This is a genomic window from Paenibacillus sp. 2KB_20, assembly GCF_052115765.1.
Classification (GTDB): Bacteria; Bacillota; Bacilli; order Paenibacillales; family Paenibacillaceae; genus Paenibacillus_AQ.
In genome coordinates this window covers 484,018-502,192 of the sequence record NZ_JBFRHH010000005.1, presented here as the reverse complement: position 1 = coordinate 502,192, position 18,175 = coordinate 484,018, and the positions used below count along the sequence as shown (strand labels likewise).

Sequence of the window (18,175 nt, the reverse complement as noted above, 5' to 3'; positions counted from 1 at the left end):
TCCCTCTTATTGTCGTATGTGTCGGTTTTGTGAGTTACTACATTATTCAAGAAACCACTGATGTACTGGTGACAGAACATGTCACTGTACTAGAAGTAAAAGATGAAAAGATAATTGTTAGGAACTACAGTGGCGAAGAAGAGATTGCAGTAGACACCACTACTAAATTGTTGTCAAATTTAATAGAAGAGAATAAGGATTACTATATTCACTACCACTATAATTTTTTTAAAAAACCAACTTTAAAATTAATTGATCCTATTTAATACCCACCTATTAATGATGGATCCCTGCTGTTTCTTAATGAAAGGCTCTTTTCGTAAAGATTGTTGCTTTAATTATAACAAGGAATAATTTACTTTTTATGGTATTATATAAAGAGAGGCTTATTCAGCTAACGGGCAGCAATGTTGAATAAGATCATCATAAAAGGAAGTGTGTAATATTGGGTAGTGAAAGTAAACTCATTATTTCTCCATTAAATAATGACTTAATAGAGGATATCAATATGACAAATGATTATTTTAAGTTATATGGTAGAGTTGTCCCCAGTTTACAATCAGGAAGGTGGTCTTATAAAGAAGTTCTTTTTGATGAAACTAGAGAAACACGTTTTCCAGATGACAAACTTGATTGGAGCCAATATATAAACCGAGAGGATAAAACTTTGTTTTTAGCTTATATGAATAATACTTGCATAGGACAAATTAGAATAATTAAGGATTGGAATCGCTTCTGTTATATTGAAAACATTGCTACTAAAAAAGATTATAGAGGCAGTGGAGTCGGAAAGTTGCTCTTAAATAAAGCAGAAGAGTGGGCAAAACAAAGAAAACTTATAGGAATGTCCTTGGAAGCACAAGATGATAATCTTGGTGCATGCAGATTTTATGTGAAACAAGGATTCATACTAGGTGGAGTTGACACACTAAAGCAGTCATATAATCCTAATATTGAAACCACTTTATACTGGTATAAGTTATTCAAGTAACGGGGGCTTTAGCGGAATAAGTAATACAGTCGTTCCAACATAGGAATGGCTGTTTTTTTATACCTCACGTAAGAAATTGACGGTAATGCTATTTGAATTTTGGCAAGCATTGAGGAGCATTTGGTTTATCTGCTCCTTTTCAGCCAACTTCTTACTTTGCTGAAGGAAGCTGAACCAGTAAAGATAATTATCCGAGTACTTTGTAGCCACTCCTTGGAACCCATCCATCCAGCCTTTTAAACGTTTATGATAGTTATTGACGTTTTGCAAATGGTAGATGCCCTTTTTGACATACCCCTCTTTGCTTAGGTTTATCGGCTCGTGTTTAAGTGCCTTGATTTGGGCGAATTTCTTGTAGTTCGTGGCTGTATCTGTGCATAACAAAGAAGACGGGTCAATATAGCTTCCGATAACTGCGTCAATTTCTTCTGCTTTTACACGACCATTTCCAGCCTTCTATGTCCACACTTGCACCCGCTCCTAGTAATGCTGTAACACGCACCATATAAACCTCCTACCATTATATTCATATCTCTAAGCTACCATATATTTCAGTCGAAATCATAGATAAGAATTATCGTTAGCTGTATCTGCAAAAGGATGGTACTTCTCAATACTTAAAGCTGCTGCAAGAGTTGTCAAGGCATCACTCCTGACCTGCCTAAAAGAAACTATCGATAATCCCAAACTCCCCACAACTTATATATTCAAACCTACCTTAATTTTGACTGTAAAACTGATTTACTAAGTAAAAAAGGCAAAAAAGAGGTACGCCTCGGTCATATGCCGCATTCATGCAGCCGTGCGTTTCATTCTCGCCTTTACCCGTGCCGCGCTAATGCTTCCTTGATTTCTGGCACCTCGCATGCTTCCCGGTTGATCTTCTTGCCGGTGAATGGCGAGGGCCCACGATACTTTGTTGCCCACCGAGTTTCGTTACCTTTTTCTAAGATAGCGATCAGCGTCGCCCAAGTATGACAGTATAGTATCCAATTCTTTCGCATCACCAACGTCTTCCTGTACGATTTCCTAGTCTAATTCAGTATCCATAGTAATCTCAGCCGTCATTCTTGCTATAGCTTTTAGCTATAACTAGTTATGTTCTTTTGGTATGTCTTCTAACCCCGCTCGTCGTGATATGATCATCGTATACAACGAGGGGGTTATTGACATGACTGATAAGTTCCAGATCGTAGGAAGTTTGTTGCGGCCTGAAGAGCTGCTGAAATATAAAACGCAAATTGAACATCGTGATGATATCCAGTATCCTTTTTATGAAAATTTCGAAGGGTATGCCGAGTGCGAGACAGAGGCGATCAAACAGGTCGTGAAAAAGGAAATCGAGCATAACCTGTCGGTTATTACGGACGGTGAATTCTCCAAATCGATGTGGCATCTGGATTTTGTATGGGGCTTTGGCGGAGTTGAGCGTTATATCGCGGACCATGGCTACTTTTTCCGGGATGTGGACGGAACCTCGAAATATGAAACACGCAAAGATATTGGATTGCGCATTACTGGCAAACTGAGCGGAAAGAATCATCACTTCATTAAACTGTTCATACAGCTCCAAGATACGGCTGGCGATCAGCAAACGAAACTTTGCGTACCATCTCCTTCCCATATCTTCGGTGAACTTTCCTGGTCGGATAACATTGGCGGCACGGATGCTGTTTATCAGAACAAACAGGAGCTCAAAGCGGGCCTTGTGAGCGCGTATAAAGAATTCGTGGAGGAACTCGCTGCGGCAGGCGGCAAAATCCTGCAATTCGATGATTGCTTGTGGGAGCTGTTTGCAGACGACAACCCGAACTCTCCGTTTACAGGAGAGCATATTAATCAAGCGGAAGTACAGGGTCTCGCCACCGAATTTATTGATATTAACAATACCGTGATTGACTTCGGTCATAGCCTCGGCTTGAAAATGTGGACACACAACTGCCGCGGCAACTATGATTCCCGCAACATGGGCGGTGGATCTTATGCGAAAATCGCCAACTTGTTCCTGAAGCAGTTGAAATATGATCGCTTCTTCCTCGAGTGGGATGATGATCGTGCGGGTTCGATTGAAGCACTGGAGGTTTTCAAGGACAGACCGGAAACGGAGATTGTTCTGGGCTTGCTGTCTTCCAAAACAAATACGCTGGATGATGAAGCACGCGTCATCCGTCTGCTTGACGAAGCATCCAAAATCATTGATAAGGATCGTCTGCTGCTCTCGCATCAATGCGGTTTTGCCTCCTGCGATGGCGGTAACGAACTAAGCGAAGCCGAGCAATGGGTGAAGATTGATCAAGGCCAGAAGCTTGCGAAGCAATATTGGGGTAGCTAGACAATAAAACGAGATATTAATATAAACGGCGACCTTTTCCCAGAATTCAATCAGGGGAGAGGTCGCCGTGTTTTTTTGAATGGTCTTCTTGTATATCTTGTATTATCCTTTTTTTGTTACCAAATCTCTACTCTTTGCTAAGCTGGGGATTGCCTTGGGTTTGGCAGAAGGACTTGTCCCTTTCGATTTCTCCACTTTGGAGAACAAGTTCATCAATTTATCTTTATAGATATATCCGAGTACGAAACCAATAACGGCAATGACGGATATGATAATGGCGATGCTGTATTGTTGCATATGAATTGTGGACCCTACCGCGGCAGAGGCAATAATCCATGGCAGACGACCAACCAGAAGTATCGTGAAGAATCTTAAAGAACTCATGGATGTAAGAGCGGCAACAAATACGAGCATGTCTTTCGGCAAACCGGGAATCACGAAAAAGATAAACAAAAAGGCAGAGAACTTCTTCTCATTATGAATAAACGACATCCACTTATAGTCTTTCTTTTGCAGCAATCGCGCAATAAAATTGCGACCGATAAAACGAGTGAAATAAAAAGCAATCGCTGAGCCCAATACCAAGCCTACTGTAGTATAGAATGACCCAAGCGTAACCCCATAGATATATCCGCCTGCAACCTGTACCACTTCTCCCGGAATAGGCGCAACCACGATCTGAAGTATCTGGAATAAAATAAACATCACCGGACCCCAATGTCCCGTTGAATGAATATACGCTCTGAAATTGTCCATGGACGACATGATTTTAATAATGGCAGGAGAATAATAGACCAGTAAACCAATGGACAAAATCGTTAACAGACCCAACAGTATTTTCATAACTGTTTTTCTCGAAAGTTGTGGCATAGCTGATGACTCCTTTGCGTTATGACCTTTGCTGATTACAGTATAAAACGAAAAAATGAAGAGTCACCTACATAACTTCTGAAGAATTCTTAAGTCGATTGTCTCTGCTGGTAGTGGCTGCTAACGCATATTATACTGAAATTGGACGGAGGGATCGGATGAGCAAGCAAATTTTAATTGCTGACGATAACAGTGAGATTCGTGAAATTGTAAAGATTTTGTTAGAGAGCGAGAATTATGAAGTCATTGAAGCGGTAGATGGTCAGGACGCAATTGATAAAGTGAATGAAGAGACGGATCTCATTATCTTGGATATGATGATGCCGAATAAATCGGGGCTGAAGGCGTGTCTGGAGATTCGTGAAAAAACAAGTGCTCCGATCCTGTTTCTCACAGCTAAAACGCAGGATTCGGACAAACAATTGGCCTTCTCCTCCGGGAGTGATGATTTTTTGTCCAAACCCTTTTCCTATACAGAACTCGTTGCAAGGGTAAAGGCATTGCTTCGAAGGTATTATGTGTATCGTGGCAAGGAGAAGAGGGAAGAAGCGGACCAAATCATCATGGAGGATCTTACGGTCCATCAGGATTCCAAGACTGTTTTTGTTGGGGAGAAGGAAGTGGCTTTAACCGAAATTGAATACCAGATCTTGTTGTTGCTAGCGAAGAAACGGCGAAAGGTATTTTCGGCGGAAAACATATATGAGAGTGTCTGGGGGCAGCCCTACTTTTATACGTGCAATAACACGGTTATGGTTCACATTCGCAATTTGAGAAGCAAGCTGGAGGACGACCCACAGAACCCTAAATATGTGAAGACCGTTTGGGGGAAGGGGTACAAAATTGAATAGATTGCTAATGGGGAAAAAGCTGAAGATCAAATTGGTGCTGGCGGTTATGATTTCTTCAGTCCTATCCATAAGTACACTCGTTGTTTTACAAGTTGTTGGTGAGACAGTACTGGATAATTACTTAAGCAAATCCACTTTTGTAGAGAACAGGCAGCAAGATGCGCTTGATCGATTCGAAACATTTGTGAATAGCCAGAACGTGTCAACCTCTGATCATGAGCGATTGTCCGCATGGGTAAGTGAGGAACGATACTTAAATCTGTATATTTTTGCAAAAGATAAATTGATCTATTCCTCCAATACCGGGATTGATTCTGCCATCAATGAAGAGCTTTTAACCCAATTGGTACCATCGAAAATACCCATCAAGACGATTAGTTTCGCGGATCAGGATGCCCAGATATATCTGGTCGGCTTTTATGAGTATCAATATTATACCCTCATTCTGATTATTGGTGTTTTCGTCGCGGCTGTTGTGTTCATTGTTTCCTTTCTACTCATTATTAACAGGAAAACATCATATATTGGCAGGCTTGAACAAGAGATTAAGATACTCGAAGGTGGAAATTTGGATTATTCGATTACGATATCGGGAAAGGATGAACTGTCGTCTTTGGCCCAAAGTATTGATGAGATGAGAAAATCATTTATTGAGCGACTCGGCAGCGAGGAGAGGGTGAGGATAGCCAATCGTGAATTGATCACGGCAATTTCCCATGACCTCCGTACCCCGCTTACGATTCTGTTGGGATATATGGACATTATAGAACTCAACAAATATAAGACGCAGGAGGATTTATTGCAGTATATTCATAACAGTAGGGAGAAAGCTTATCAGATCAAGGCACTGTCGGACAAACTATTCGAATATTTTACGGTATCCTCTGCTGCGGAAGAAGAGGAAGTGGAATTTGAAATCTATGAGGGCAGAGCGCTTATCGATCAACTCATTGATGAACAACTGGTCGTTTTGGATGATATCGATGTTCAGATTCAGGCCAATTCTAATCACGAGAAATTTCTGCTGGAAATCAATCTGGTCGCCATTCGCCGTGTATTCGATAACATATTTTCAAATATTCGAAAATACGCCGATCCATCAGAGCCCGTTCAGATCAGGGTCTACTTGAAGCAGCAATGGGTCTTTCTTGTTGTAGAGAATAAGATTAAACATGTCGACAAAAAGAAAGATAGCAACGAAATCGGGCTCGTTAGTTGTCAGAAAATGATACAGCAGCACAACGGAACGTTGACGGTATCTCAGGAAAAAGATATCTTTTCGCTACAAATCACGCTGCCAATCATCTTAAATAAAGCGGGGTAGAGCAGCGGGAATGCAGATGAGGCACACTTCCATACAGTATGGAGTTGATTCATCTCACTTTCATGACCATCCAACTATCCCCCGGCTGTGGCCATAGCACGAACAAACAAGAAGTTATATACTTCCAGGAGAGCTTGTGTAAATCGGTTACGTAGAAATTATAATCAGTTATAAGGACATGAGGGGAGAGGAAATGTTGACATATAACCATGATCTGATGAAAAAAGAGCAATTGCTCATGGAGCTGGATTCGCTGGGTTATTCGGACAGGATGAAGCGGATGGCGCTTCTGGGGCGCCAGCATAAAGGAGAAGCGGATTATTCCGCGCTGCTCATATCTTTGCTCGAAAGCGGCACCGCCTATGAGGCGCATCTGGCTTTGACCGGTGCCGACGTAGTGCATGATGCTCATGCCGTTTTACTTGCCCTGGAGCATTCTAAGGCAGGAGTTAGGGGCCGGGCAGCTGGATTACTGCCAGAAGTGGTGACAGATCCGGACTTTTCGATTGAATCCGAAATCGCTCTGATGTCGTATCATTGCCGCCGCCAATTGCTGCGGAGCATCTTGAATACATATCGTCAGGATTGGGCGGAACGTCTGCTGCCGCTCGTGCTTGACCGGTGGGGGGCACAAGAAGCGTCCTTATTATTGGCCGTGTGCAGCGAAGAGACGGTTCGCAGCAGGCTTCCGGAGCTGGGGTATGCCCTGCAGAATTGGCGGCTCCTAACGAAGCACTATCCCGATCTGGTTGCAGCGTATTTCAAGAATGCTTTGCAGAACGCAACGCATCGGGAAAAGGTCACTATATGGTGGACGCTCTCATCGGCGATTGAAGTATTGAGTGTTACAAGACCGGCAATCGTGTTGGAATGTGCGCTTACGCTTGGGCCGACGGATATGATTCATCCTGTACTCAAGCAGCAATTGGGCATTCTGATTCAGGCCAGTCCTGAGGACGTATTCGAGCTTCTGACACGTGAAGAGACTCGGGAATATCTTTTGAATCACGGCGTTCCGACAGGTGTGTTGAAGAAGAGAAAATGGTTCACCACAGCGCAGTGGACCACGCTGACTACCTTGCTCGCAGATCAGCCCGAGCATCTAGCCAAGGTGCTGGATACCCTTGCGCCGTCTTATCGCGAAGCGATGTTTGATGCCGCTTATAAGGAAGACGAGCGGAAGACGCGCATTTTCCCTATGCCGCTGCTGGATGTACTGCCGCACCGACTGCGTGACAAGGAAGCTGCCCGCATGCTGGAGCTTCGTGACATTCGTGATCATCAGGATGACATGCTCGAAACGACGGCACGCCGTTTCATTGTTAACGCCAGGGAGAAGCTGGAGCAAGCCGTCCAGGTGTCTAATAGCGATGAGCGTGCTGCGGCCTATGCCCACCTCGTTCGGAGTACAGCTCTATCCCGAAGCGGAATGGATGAGACGCTGCGCTTCCTGACTCGAATCAAGAACGACCAGGATCCGGTGCGCTGGCAAGTGATGGTCGAGCTCTCAAACTGTCCTGCTCCCATGTTTAAGGATGAGCATGTGAACGATCTGACTGTGCTGGTGGATAGCGTGGTTGAAGCCAGGGACACTTCGTACGGGACAAGGTCCGCCACGGAGAAACTGGCTTTTGCCATACTGCGTGAACATGCATTGGAGCCGAAGGGCGAGCTGTTCAAGTTCGCTTTGAGAACGTTTGGAAGATTGACGATGCGGGACGGTCAGTTTGCGCTCTTCTCGATGGATTGGGATAGCATACCAAGTTCTGCACTGGAAGCGTTGTTCGATGAGATTTATGCCTTTGGTGTAGAAGCGAACAAGCGCGAAAACGTAAGTGTGGTTCTGCGTATGGCTGATTTGTTCGGAAAAGCCGTGGATCGATTGCCGAAGCTTCAGCTTCTGCTGGAGGAACTGTTGAAGGCGAAAACGGTATCGCCGCAGGCGGTCCATTATTGGCTGGCACCGTATGGAACCCGGGATGGGAGGGTTAGAGAACTGCTGGACAGAGACCCATCCTTCATCTCATTCCACGACGTATTTACGCATCTGCATCTCAAGCGTCAGGAGTGGCTTACCCCGTTCATCTCGGGGAAGATCATCAATGGTAAGCATTTATCGGGAAAAACGATTTATGTTGTGCCCGCCCATAATGGGTTTCACCGGTGGCTGCCGCGTCAGCAAAAGGCATTAGCCTCCCTTCTGGAACGAGTGGCATTGGATGCCAAACGAAGTTTCCATGAACGCGCGGCGGCGATGCGGAGCTTGGCCGTCATGCCGGATTATGGCTCCGATCAACTGGAGGTCCTGCTGCAGGATGAGGAAGTGCATGTCGTCGAGGCAGCGCTTTACGCATATTCGTTATGGGAAGAGCCGGAGAAGGCACTTCCTGTATTGCTGGGCAACCTGGATGGAGACCGTGCTCGGGTCGCCATGTACTCGATCCCCAGATGTTTGCGCAGGGTGAGCCCGGTCTTGTTGACGTCCATGCTGTCGGACCTGCTGAATCGGGAGAAATTGAAAATCACGGTCAGAAAAGAAGCAATCCGCCTGCTTGGAGCTTATAAAAGCAGTGAGAGCATGGAGCTTCTCATCCGTGAATACGAGAAACCGAATGTACACAAAGACGTGATGATCTCCATAGGTCACGCTGCCAGACAATGGCTCGATGATGAACGCAGCTGGACCCTGATGAGTGCCATGGCAGCTTCCCCGCAGCGTGATATCGCAAGAAGCCTGCTTAACCAGTATGCTGGCGGACTTCCGGTGGAGGCTCGGCCAAAGTATTTGCAATTGATTATCGAGATTGCAGGGCATACCGATCCCGTTGTGGCAAGAGAGGCTTTCCAAGCCATGAGCCGTTGGGTGAATGGAAGCGAGGATAAGGTAGCGGCTTCCGCCGGCCGAGCGATTCTTGACTTGGAGTATAACGCCAGATGGAAGGCGGCGATGGATACGCTCATTGTGGCTTGTCGTGATGGGAAGGTGAACGATCGGGTCATCGGCGTTTGCACACAATTGGCTAACACGGAGACGAAGGTTGAATGGAATGCTGCCCCGGAGAGGGACCTTCCAGAGCGGCAGCGTCTGGTGGCATTGGTTGATAAGCTGATCTCATTACCTCCAAATGCAAGAGGGGTACTCGTTCCTTTATATACGGGCATGGTCGATGCTCTTAAATCCAAAGAAACCCTGAAACAAGCCGTGATCAAGTTATATTTAGCGATGGTTGAATGGAAACAGGCGGATCAGGCTGCCTTGCATTTGGACCCTGTGATTCAAATGGTGGAGACGCATCCGCATCTGTTGGATTACGCCTACAGACAGATCGCTCTGGCAGCCAATGCCAGTCAGGCGTATTGGAGACCGGAGTCGATTCTGGATCTGGTGGACCATTTGAGAGATCGGCAGCCATTTGCGGCCCAATATATCGGGCTTTCTTTGCTGAATGTTGCGGGAACGTACCTTTTGTGGAACCAGGCTTGTACCGACCGTTTAAGAGCGTACCGGAATCATGAGCATGCGGCGATTCGTTTGGCGGCACTGGATATTTGGACCGTGCTTGAATGAGGTGAGCGAGGGCGATGCTATATTTAACTAACTTTAAACTCTCTTCTTCCATTTCCAGCAACCCGAATATATATCCCGATCATGTGTTCAGGCACATGGCAGGGGAAGTTCTGCTGTTTGATCGAATCACGGTATTATACGGCAGTAATGGCTCCGGCAAATCCACCTTGCTGAATCTAATCGCCAATAAATTGGGTATCGCGGGCGCTGAGCGAATGACAAGCTATAATCACAACATGTACGCGCAGCGGTTTATCGAGGAAAGCAGCTTTCAACTCGGGCATGATGATCAGGAGCGTCCCATATACAAGCTTCCCGACGGGAGCCGGTACATCAAGTCAGAGGATCTGTTGTATGAAATCAAGAAAATACAGCAGGAAAGCGTGCTTCGCGAAGGGCTGCTGCATGAGCAGTTCGTTCAGGGGAAGAGCAAGGCCGAGGTAGAAGAGCTGGAGCAGTCGTATGAGTTCAAAAAGAAGATGGATATCATTCAATTCGCTCAGGAGAAGTATTCGAACGGGGAGACGTCGATGCAGTTTTTTGAGGAATATTTGCTTCCCGGGCAACTGTATTTATTGGATGAACCGGAAACGTCGCTTTCTCCGGCGAATCAAATCAAGCTGGCCGAGCAAATGAACGATCTGGCGCGTTATTTTGACTGTCAATTCATTATTGCTACGCATTCTCCCTTTGTTCTGGGTACGCTTCATGCGAAGATCTACAATCTCGATGCCAAGATTTTGCAAACGGCAGAATGGTTTGAACTCGACAATGTACAATTCTTTTACCGGTTTTTTCATAAACATCAAAGGTTGTTTGAATGAATAGGTTCGAGTATCCAGAAGAGGTATCCTTTGAGTAAGGATATCTCTTTTTGGTATGGGTTCCCACAAGGAAATGTCCTCGACTCGGGTATGCAAATATGCAACAATAGAGGATCAGGTGCACAGGAGAATGGACCTTAGGCACAGCAATGCAAGCTGCAAGATCGCTTACCAATTTACGTTCCAATAATTTATACTATATAAGCTAGAATATATCTAAGGAGCTGCCGAATCCGATATGAACAAAAAAGAAGTCGCCAATATACGCAAGCAATTTAAGCTGGATCACGATTTAATGAATATTTACGATATTCTCAATGTCTATATTACGAAGGAAACGAATGAAATCTATCACTGGGAGCGCCTGCCATTCGAACTGGTGGATCGAGAGAAGCAAGAGTTATACATGGGGAATTTCAAAAAACTGCTGACCGGCGAACTGGATCAAAAATTGTTCGAATTGAGGTTTCAGGAAGCAGCGGAGGAACCGGCGCAGGTCATGCTTCACCAAGCTCTCGTGTCGGGTGATCCGGAAGAATGGCAGGACTTGATGCTGATGCTGGTGGATCGAATGCTGAAGGATGCCCAATATGAGCGGGATATGGTGGTCACGTTCGTTCGGGGACAGTATTATATGCCGACCAAGGCGAGAAACGATGAAGCGGAAGAGAGCGAGAAGAACGAGGTGTTCGCCCATCCGTTTATTTTATGCAGTGTGAATTCTACGGAGAAACAAAGGAAGACGCTCTTGTTCGATTATGTGGAGAGGGAGTTCAAGTACAATGTCATTGTAGATCCGATTATCAAGTTAAGTACGCCGGAGCAAGGATTCCTGTACCCTAGCGTGACGGACAATTATTCCGATGTGAATCGTATTTTGTATTGTACGGGAAAATCGAATTTTCCGGATCCGCATTTTGTCGAACAGGTCTTGAACGGAGAAAGATCCGTGACGGCACTTGAAGAGCGAGCGATCTTCGAAGATATCGTCAAGGAAGTGGCCGGCGAACAGCTCGATTCAGCGACCATTGCCCAGGTGTACGAGGAAATCAACCGGGTGATCGAAATTAACGAAGAGACGAAGGAGGAAGAGCCTCCAAAGCTGGATTATAAAGATCTGGAGCGCGTACTGAACGCAAGCGGCGTAGAGGACGTGACGACCGAGAAGGTGGAGCGGGCATTTGAAACCATCGTGGACAACAAGAACTATGAAATGAAAGCAACCAGCGTCATGCCGAAGTATACTTCCAAATCCATTAAGATCGAAACCAAGGTAGCTACGATTTCGGTTAGCCCGCAGGATTTAAGGTATGTAAAACAGGTGAATTTCCAAGGTAAACGCTGCATCATGATTGAAGTCGATGAAGATGTCGCGATTGAAGGGTTTACGCTAGCTTCAGAGACGCTTTTATAGACTCGTTCATCGTACAAGCTTCGGCGTATTAGCAGACGATGTTGCTGAGTTTCGAAGCCCTAATATGCTGGGCTTAAAATGGATAGAAGAGTCTCGGGTTGCACTGTCAGATGAGTCATGTAGGTGTTTTTCACCTATATGGCTCTTTTTTGTGTTTATGATGCAAGCGGGAGAAGTGGCAACATATCTTTGTTTGTTTAAGACAAATGTAGAATATTAGGTAGACAATTGTCTTAAAGGAGTTGATTCATAGAACGATGAAAAAGCTGCCTGATGCGGAGCTTGACATTATGAAAGTGGTGGCGGCCAAGGTTCGCCGTCGATGAAGAACATATTTTAACATCATGACAGCGGCAGGTCGGGAGAATTCCGACTTGCCGCTGTATTTCTGAAGGCAGGATTTTTTGTAGAGCGCTTTCATGATTGGGCGCTCGCTAATTTCTGTAAAAAGAAGGGTGAATCCCGTCCACTGTTTTGAACGCCCTGCTGAAAGCGTGAATGTTCGGGAAACCCATATTCTCGGCAATGGCGTTTATGGAATCGTCCGTGAACTGAATCAAATGTTTTGCACGCTGAATCCGGATGAATTGGTGATATTGAAGAGGACTCATGCCAAAGGCCTTTTTGAACAGCCGAATCAAATAATGCTTGCTAATGCCGGACATTTTAGAGATCTCTTCCAAGGTAACTTTGCGCTCTGGCGTGTTCATCAGGAAATCCTTTACCTTAAGCAAGGTCTGAAAATTGGTAACGAGATGAGGATGGAGATTCCAGTAATTCTCCCGCAAAATTTGAATCCATAACTGGATGAACAATCCTTTGATTTTGATTTCGAAGTAAGGCATCTTCATATCGAACTCATTGATCAATTGAATCAGCATTTGTTCGATTAGCAGCGGATTTTTGAGGCGGAGGTGACTGGATAACGGGACGGGCATTTGGTCCATGATATCTTCGCGAAACCATTGCTTCTCCTCTTCTGAAATTTTGTCCCAGGAGCGAAAGGAGACCTTGACCCCCGGACTGTCCTCTTGATAGAAGAAGTCGAAATGAATATGAGGCTGCCGCAATTTTGGGCTGGTTTTGCGGAGCGAATGGCGCTGTCCCGGGCGAAACAGAAAAATATCCCCCTGCTTTCCCTCATAAACATCATCTTCAATTGTTACTAAGAGCTCCCCTTCCATTACGTAAAGCAGTTCGTAGTCGAACAACACCCGCTCTTGTATAAACCAAGGTTCCGTATTGATGTCATCCATGGCGACACGGATATATGGCGACACGCTGTCGAGGATCATACGTTGGTACCTCCTACGTTGAATCTATTTTCTGGAAGTGAAACAAGAAGCAATTTTTGATAAATAATCCCTAACATCTGCTAAATACAACCGCTTTCATTCGTATTAGAATGGCAATGTAAAGAAGGGGACTAACCTTCCGTTTAGATTAATATTTGCACAATTCTTACGATTCTTCAACTATTAGGGGGGAATGAAAATGAAGAAAGCACTCTCTGGAATGCTTGCCATGTTGATGCTGATAACGTCATTGGCAGCTTGTGGAAGTCCTAAAAATGAAAGCGCTGTGAATGGAGGGGGAGGCAGTGCCGGCGAGGCGTCAGTAATCTTGAATATCGCGATGCACGTCGCCAATGTGAAGGATCAGGAACCGGCCATGTATGAGGCGATCGAAGCTTTTCAGGCCAAGCATCCCGAAATTATGGTCAATTTATCCGGAGCGGATACGAACGACCATATCAAAAAAATGAAGGTTCAGGCTCAATCCGGAGAGATGCCCGATATTTTCTGGATGCTGCCTGCCTCGGCCAAAGAGATGAATCAGGCTGGCCTGTTGCTGGATCTAAGCGAGATGATTAACGACACACCGGAGCTCTCCGCCATCGACCCGATGATGCTAAAAAACTACGAGGACAGCGGAAAGAAATTCGGTCTGCCTTATCAATCGCTGGTTACTGGCCTGTGGTACAACAAGGCGCTGTTCGAGGAGTACAACGTCAAAGTGCCGGAGACCTATGAAGAACTGATTGAAGCAGTCAATGTGTTTAAAGCGAACAATGTGGTGACAATCGCACAAGGCGCAAAAGACAACTACAGCATTTGGGCCTTTCTTGGGATGTTAACCCGCTATGGTTACTTTGATAAAATCGACGCGATATTGGCAGGAGAAGAGAAGTTTAACAATCCCGATTTCCTTCGTCTGTTTAATCAAATCGCCGAACTGCAGGAGCTTGGAGCATTTCCCGAAAACGTGACAACCATGAGCTATTTTCAGGCAGTGGAAATGTTCACCTCGGGCAAGGCGGCAATGTTGGATGCCGGAGCCTGGGAAACAGGCAAGTTGGAAGCAAGCCCGATTGCCGAGACGGTCGGATTCTCTTGGGGTCCAACCTTCAGTGACGGTGTGGGAAATCAGAAAATTGCCATGATTTCCGCTTCCGCACCGTTGGTAGCCAGTGCCAAGGTGAAGGAAGACTCGTTGAAATACGATGCTGTACAGAAGTTCTTCACCTTCTATTACAGTCAGGAGGGCATGCAAATCATGGTTGACAATCAACTGCCGCCGATCACCAACTATGAGGCCGATGTCGATAAGAATTCCCACCCGGTGTATGCCGAGTTGATCAGAGCGATGAACGAGCCAGAGTGGGAAAAACCGATTGCCCAACCAGATCTCGTGGTTTCCGATGCGATTGGAAATGCCATGTATGACAGTATTTACGGAGTCATTAACGGGTTCTATTCGCCTGAACAGGCTCTTGATTTGATTGACCAAAAAATCGAACAGCAGTGAAGAAGATAGGGGAGGGAGGAATCCAAAGAAAATGATCTGGTTAAGCAAGAGAAGAAATATATGTTTCATGTTGTTTCCCGCTTTGATTCTGTTTACTGGCTATATCGTCATCCCGATCCTCATCTCGTTTTACTACAGCATGACAAAATACACGGGTATCGGTATTCCGGAATTTGTTGGACTCGGAAATTACAAACGGCTTTTGACGGATTCATTTTTCTGGGTTTCACTGAAAAATACGTTCATTATACTCGGCGTATCGCTCATCCTGCTGATTCCGCTATCGTTTCTGTTGGCGCTTCTGCTAAACCGCGCATTCAAGGGCAGCGGCGCCCTGAAGGCGCTGAACTATACGCCTAGCATCATCGCACCGATCGTCGTCGGTTTGATCTGGGTATTCGTGCTCGATCCGCAAATGGGGCTGATCAATATGCTGCTGCTCAAGCTCGGGCTCGGAAACCTGACCCAGATGTGGATTGGCGGTAAGGCGCTGGCGCCTTACTCCATTGGCTTCGTGTTCGTTTGGCAGCAGATCGGGTTCATTGCCACGATTTTCTTGGCTGGCTTGAAGATGATTCCCCGGGACGTGTACGAATCGAGCGCGATTGACGGTGCAGGCTCCCGGCAGCAATTGTGGCACATCACGGTGCCCATGATGAACGAAACGAACAAAATCGTTGTTGTGCTGGTCATTACCAATGTGTTCAAGATTTTTGAAACCGTGTTTATGCTCACAGGGGGCGGGCCGAACCATCAATCGGAAGTGTTGGTCACCTATATGTACAATACGACATTTACCTCCGCTGAATACGGATACGGGATGGCCATTTCAACCGTCACATTTCTGCTGACCGTTCTGTTTTCCGTCGCCTATTTGAAGCTGAGCAAGTCCAACATAGAGGAATGAAGGAGAGATGGAAATGAGTACGGAAGCTGATATCTCGTTTCGTCGCCGATGGAAAACGCTGGGATGGTACGTGTTGGCCTATGGGGTGACTTTGCTCATTTTGCTGCCGGTGCTTTGGGTTTGCTTTCTCTCTTTTCGCAACAGCAGCGAGATTTTGAACAACCCTTTCAGTTGGCCCGCGTCGTGGAGCTTGGAAAATTACAAACGGGCTTTCGCCACACTGGATTTTTTCACTTTATATAAAAATACGATCTTCGTCGCGGTCATCACAATCGTGATCGAAATCGTCATCACGTTCATGAGCTCGTTCGCATTAACTCGTATGGTGTTCAAGTCGAAGAGGCTCCAAAACCTGATCCAGCTCTATTTTATTTCCGGCCTGGCCATTCCGGCGTTTATTCTGATCTTTCCCGTTTACCGAATCACGATCACGCTGGATTTGCTCAACAGTTACGGGTCGCTCGTCTTGCCCTATATCGCGACAGCGATCGCATTTAATACGCTGCTGTTTACCGGTTTTTTGCGGGGATTTCCAAAAGAAGTGGAGGAAGCTGCGATTATAGACGGGAGCGGCTTATACATGCTGTGCAAATCGATTGTGTTTCCGATTATCATGCCGGTTGTGTCCACGGTGTTTATTTTCAACATTCTGTATATCTGGAATGAGTTTCCGTTCGCCGTGACGCTGATTAGCGATGCGGCGAAATATACGATCTCACTGGGTATCTCCCAGTTTAAAGGGGCGTACAGTATCGATTATGGCGGCACGCTGGCCGCCGGCATCCTGATTATCGTCCCGCAGTTGATATTTTTCGGCGTGTTCCAGCGGTTTATTATCGAAGGCATGACGGCGGGAGCAGTTAAAGGATAGTTGCTTTTACCCTACTTTCAATGGTTTTACCTAAATTAATGAATAGATGAAGGAGAGAACTTATTATGAATCATCAAAGCGCTAACTTTTTAGGACAACTGACGCAAATCAAAAAGGTTCGTACAGCCCGGGTTTCCAGCTGGGATCAGGAAGGGAAAAACCAGGATTACTGGATGATCCCGGCAGGGGAAAGCGTCGTGCTGGGGGATATCGAAGGACCCGGCAGCATTTCGCACATCTGGATGACTTCCTTCTGCCGCCGGGTGCTGGGGCCAAGCGTCATGCGCCCGGACCTCGGAGCCAATATTGCACCGGTTAATGAAATTCACAACGCGCTTGGCGTCACGTGGGAGGTGGCCGATCCGGCTTGGTACCGTAAGGTACTGATCAAAATGACTTGGGACGATCAGGCTCATCCCAGCGTACTCGTGCCGCTCGGCGACTTCTTTTGCATCGGCCATTCCATGCCGGGGAACTTCGCTTCGCTGCCGTTTACCGTGTCCGTCAAACCGGAGGAACAGTTTAAATTCGGCGGCGTCGCTTCGGTCAACTGCTATTTGCCGATGCCGTTCAACAAGCGGGCCAAAATCGAAATCGTCAATGAAAACGATGTGCCGTTCGGTCTTTATTTTCACATCGATTATGAACTGTACCGCCAGCCGTTAGAGGCAAACACTGCTTATTTCCACGCGCAGTGGAGACGCGAATATCCGTGCGACGGGTGGGGCGCGAATTTGCAGGTCAACACGCCGGAGGTCAACCGCGTGGCCAATCTGGACGGCGCCGGCAACTACGTAATTCTGGAGACGGAAGGAGAAGGTCATTATATCGGCTGCAATTTATCGGTCACGCATTTCCAGGGCAGCTGGTGGGGCGAAGGCGACGACATGATTTTTATCGACGGCGAGGAACTGCCGAGCATCGTCGGCACCGGGGCGGAAGATTACTTCAATCACGCCTGGGGCATGCAAAAAAACGCGTTCCCGTTCTGCGGCTCGATCGTGCATGAAAGCGACGTGCCCGGTTACCAGGTGTCTTACCGCTTCCATATTACCGATCCGATCCACTTCTCGAAAAGCTTGAAGGTAACGATTGAACACGGGCATGCCAACCATCTGGCAGACGACTGGTCCTCGACCGCTTATTGGTACCAGACGTTGCCTTCCAAGCCGTTTGGCATCCTGCCGGTGGAGGAGCGAATCCAGCTGATGCCGCAGCTTGTCAATATAGCGAAGCCGCAAGGCGTGTCCTTGAACGCCGAAATGCAGCAGTCGCAGGAGATGGCCGAGGAGCGCATGAAAGAGTACGACCAAGGAAGAAAAGCCGAACTGCAGAAGAAGCTGGACCGTACGCCTTGGCACTCTGAAGGCAACGTGAAGCAAGCCAGACAAGTACGTCAAACGATGGAGGAATAA

General features: G+C 46.4%; 14 protein-coding genes and 1 pseudogene. 12 read left to right on the top strand and 3 right to left on the bottom strand.

Features of this window, described 5'->3' with window-relative positions; translation table 11 throughout:
• The first annotated feature begins 29 nt into the window (after positions 1 to 29).
• The gene (locus tag AB4124_RS16780) at positions 30 to 266 is read left to right on the top strand and encodes a hypothetical protein (protein ID WP_441973551.1); all 237 of its coding nucleotides are present in this window, start codon (positions 30 to 32) and stop codon (positions 264 to 266) included.
• A 179-nt stretch (positions 267 to 445) separates the two neighbouring features.
• On the top strand, positions 446 to 991 hold the full coding sequence (locus tag AB4124_RS16775) for a GNAT family N-acetyltransferase (RefSeq protein WP_076325512.1): 546 nt from the start codon (positions 446 to 448) through the stop codon (positions 989 to 991).
• A gap of 57 nt (positions 992 to 1,048) precedes the next feature.
• Here AB4124_RS16775 and AB4124_RS16770 read toward each other — a convergent pair.
• A pseudogene (locus tag AB4124_RS16770) lies at positions 1,049 to 1,447 on the bottom strand (IS1595 family transposase); the annotation flags it as partial.
• Between the two features lie 715 nt (positions 1,448 to 2,162).
• Here AB4124_RS16770 and AB4124_RS16765 point away from each other — a divergent pair.
• Positions 2,163 to 3,323, top strand: a complete 1,161-nt coding sequence (locus AB4124_RS16765; protein ID WP_441973550.1) for a cobalamin-independent methionine synthase II family protein — start codon at positions 2,163 to 2,165, stop codon at positions 3,321 to 3,323.
• A 102-nt stretch (positions 3,324 to 3,425) separates the two neighbouring features.
• Here AB4124_RS16765 and AB4124_RS16760 read toward each other — a convergent pair whose 3' ends face one another.
• A complete protein-coding gene (locus tag AB4124_RS16760; RefSeq protein WP_076325508.1) occupies positions 3,426 to 4,193 on the bottom strand; it encodes a TVP38/TMEM64 family protein in 768 nt (255 codons plus the stop codon).
• Positions 4,194 to 4,351: 158 nt separating this feature from the next.
• On the opposite strand from AB4124_RS16760, the gene AB4124_RS16755 reads away from it, so the two are divergent.
• From AB4124_RS16755 to AB4124_RS16735, 5 genes are all read left to right on the top strand, one after another.
• On the top strand, positions 4,352 to 5,044 hold the full coding sequence (locus AB4124_RS16755) for a response regulator transcription factor (RefSeq protein WP_098742072.1): 693 nt from the start codon (positions 4,352 to 4,354) through the stop codon (positions 5,042 to 5,044).
• Complete coding sequence (locus AB4124_RS16750) at positions 5,037 to 6,368, top strand: HAMP domain-containing sensor histidine kinase (RefSeq protein ID WP_441973549.1); 1,332 nt, start codon at positions 5,037 to 5,039, stop codon at positions 6,366 to 6,368. The genes AB4124_RS16755 and AB4124_RS16750 overlap by 8 nt, the downstream gene beginning before the upstream one ends.
• Positions 6,369 to 6,561: 193 nt before the next feature.
• A complete protein-coding gene (locus AB4124_RS16745; RefSeq protein WP_441973548.1) occupies positions 6,562 to 9,936 on the top strand; it encodes a HEAT repeat domain-containing protein in 3,375 nt (1,124 codons plus the stop codon).
• Between the two features lie 14 nt (positions 9,937 to 9,950).
• Positions 9,951 to 10,760 carry an AAA family ATPase gene (locus tag AB4124_RS16740; protein WP_441973547.1) on the top strand — a complete coding sequence of 270 codons (810 nt, stop codon included), beginning with the start codon at positions 9,951 to 9,953 and terminating at the stop codon, positions 10,758 to 10,760.
• A gap of 238 nt (positions 10,761 to 10,998) precedes the next feature.
• On the top strand, positions 10,999 to 12,174 hold the full coding sequence (locus AB4124_RS16735) for a DUF4317 domain-containing protein (protein ID WP_441973546.1): 1,176 nt from the start codon (positions 10,999 to 11,001) through the stop codon (positions 12,172 to 12,174).
• A 434-nt stretch (positions 12,175 to 12,608) separates the two neighbouring features.
• Here AB4124_RS16735 and AB4124_RS16730 read toward each other — a convergent pair whose 3' ends face one another.
• The gene (locus tag AB4124_RS16730) at positions 12,609 to 13,469 is read right to left on the bottom strand and encodes an AraC family transcriptional regulator (protein ID WP_076325503.1); all 861 of its coding nucleotides are present in this window, start codon (positions 13,467 to 13,469) and stop codon (positions 12,609 to 12,611) included.
• Positions 13,470 to 13,668: 199 nt separating this feature from the next.
• Between AB4124_RS16730 and AB4124_RS16725 the strand changes: the two genes are divergently transcribed.
• From AB4124_RS16725 to AB4124_RS16710, 4 genes are all read left to right on the top strand, one after another.
• Positions 13,669 to 14,982, top strand: coding sequence for an ABC transporter substrate-binding protein (locus tag AB4124_RS16725; RefSeq protein WP_441973545.1), 1,314 nt, complete (start codon positions 13,669 to 13,671; stop codon positions 14,980 to 14,982).
• Positions 14,983 to 15,049: 67 nt separating this feature from the next.
• Positions 15,050 to 15,889 (top strand): carbohydrate ABC transporter permease, encoded by an 840-nt coding sequence (locus AB4124_RS16720; RefSeq protein WP_256720775.1) that lies wholly within the window; start codon positions 15,050 to 15,052, stop codon positions 15,887 to 15,889.
• 13 nt (positions 15,890 to 15,902) lie between these two features.
• Positions 15,903 to 16,760, top strand: coding sequence for a carbohydrate ABC transporter permease (locus AB4124_RS16715; protein WP_076325500.1), 858 nt, complete (start codon positions 15,903 to 15,905; stop codon positions 16,758 to 16,760).
• Between the two features lie 65 nt (positions 16,761 to 16,825).
• Positions 16,826 to 18,175 (top strand): DUF2961 domain-containing protein, encoded by a 1,350-nt coding sequence (locus AB4124_RS16710; protein ID WP_430108297.1) that lies wholly within the window; start codon positions 16,826 to 16,828, stop codon positions 18,173 to 18,175.

Excerpts from the sequence above, each read along its gene's own strand:
- AB4124_RS16765 (WP_441973550.1), top strand. The coding sequence starts at position 2,163 with ATGACTGATAAGTTCCAGATCGTAGGAAGTTTGTTGCGGCCTGAAGAG.
- AB4124_RS16760 (WP_076325508.1), bottom strand. The coding sequence starts at position 4,193 with ATGCCACAACTTTCGAGAAAAACAGTTATGAAAATACTGTTGGGTCTG.
- AB4124_RS16755 (WP_098742072.1), top strand. The coding sequence starts at position 4,352 with ATGAGCAAGCAAATTTTAATTGCTGACGATAACAGTGAGATTCGTGAA.
- AB4124_RS16745 (WP_441973548.1), top strand. The coding sequence starts at position 6,562 with ATGTTGACATATAACCATGATCTGATGAAAAAAGAGCAATTGCTCATG.
- AB4124_RS16740 (WP_441973547.1), top strand. The coding sequence starts at position 9,951 with ATGCTATATTTAACTAACTTTAAACTCTCTTCTTCCATTTCCAGCAAC.
- AB4124_RS16735 (WP_441973546.1), top strand. The coding sequence starts at position 10,999 with ATGAACAAAAAAGAAGTCGCCAATATACGCAAGCAATTTAAGCTGGAT.
- AB4124_RS16730 (WP_076325503.1), bottom strand. The coding sequence starts at position 13,469 with ATGATCCTCGACAGCGTGTCGCCATATATCCGTGTCGCCATGGATGAC.
- AB4124_RS16725 (WP_441973545.1), top strand. The coding sequence starts at position 13,669 with ATGAAGAAAGCACTCTCTGGAATGCTTGCCATGTTGATGCTGATAACG.
- AB4124_RS16720 (WP_256720775.1), top strand. The coding sequence starts at position 15,050 with ATGTTGTTTCCCGCTTTGATTCTGTTTACTGGCTATATCGTCATCCCG.
- AB4124_RS16715 (WP_076325500.1), top strand. The coding sequence starts at position 15,903 with ATGAGTACGGAAGCTGATATCTCGTTTCGTCGCCGATGGAAAACGCTG.
- AB4124_RS16710 (WP_430108297.1), top strand. The coding sequence starts at position 16,826 with ATGAATCATCAAAGCGCTAACTTTTTAGGACAACTGACGCAAATCAAA.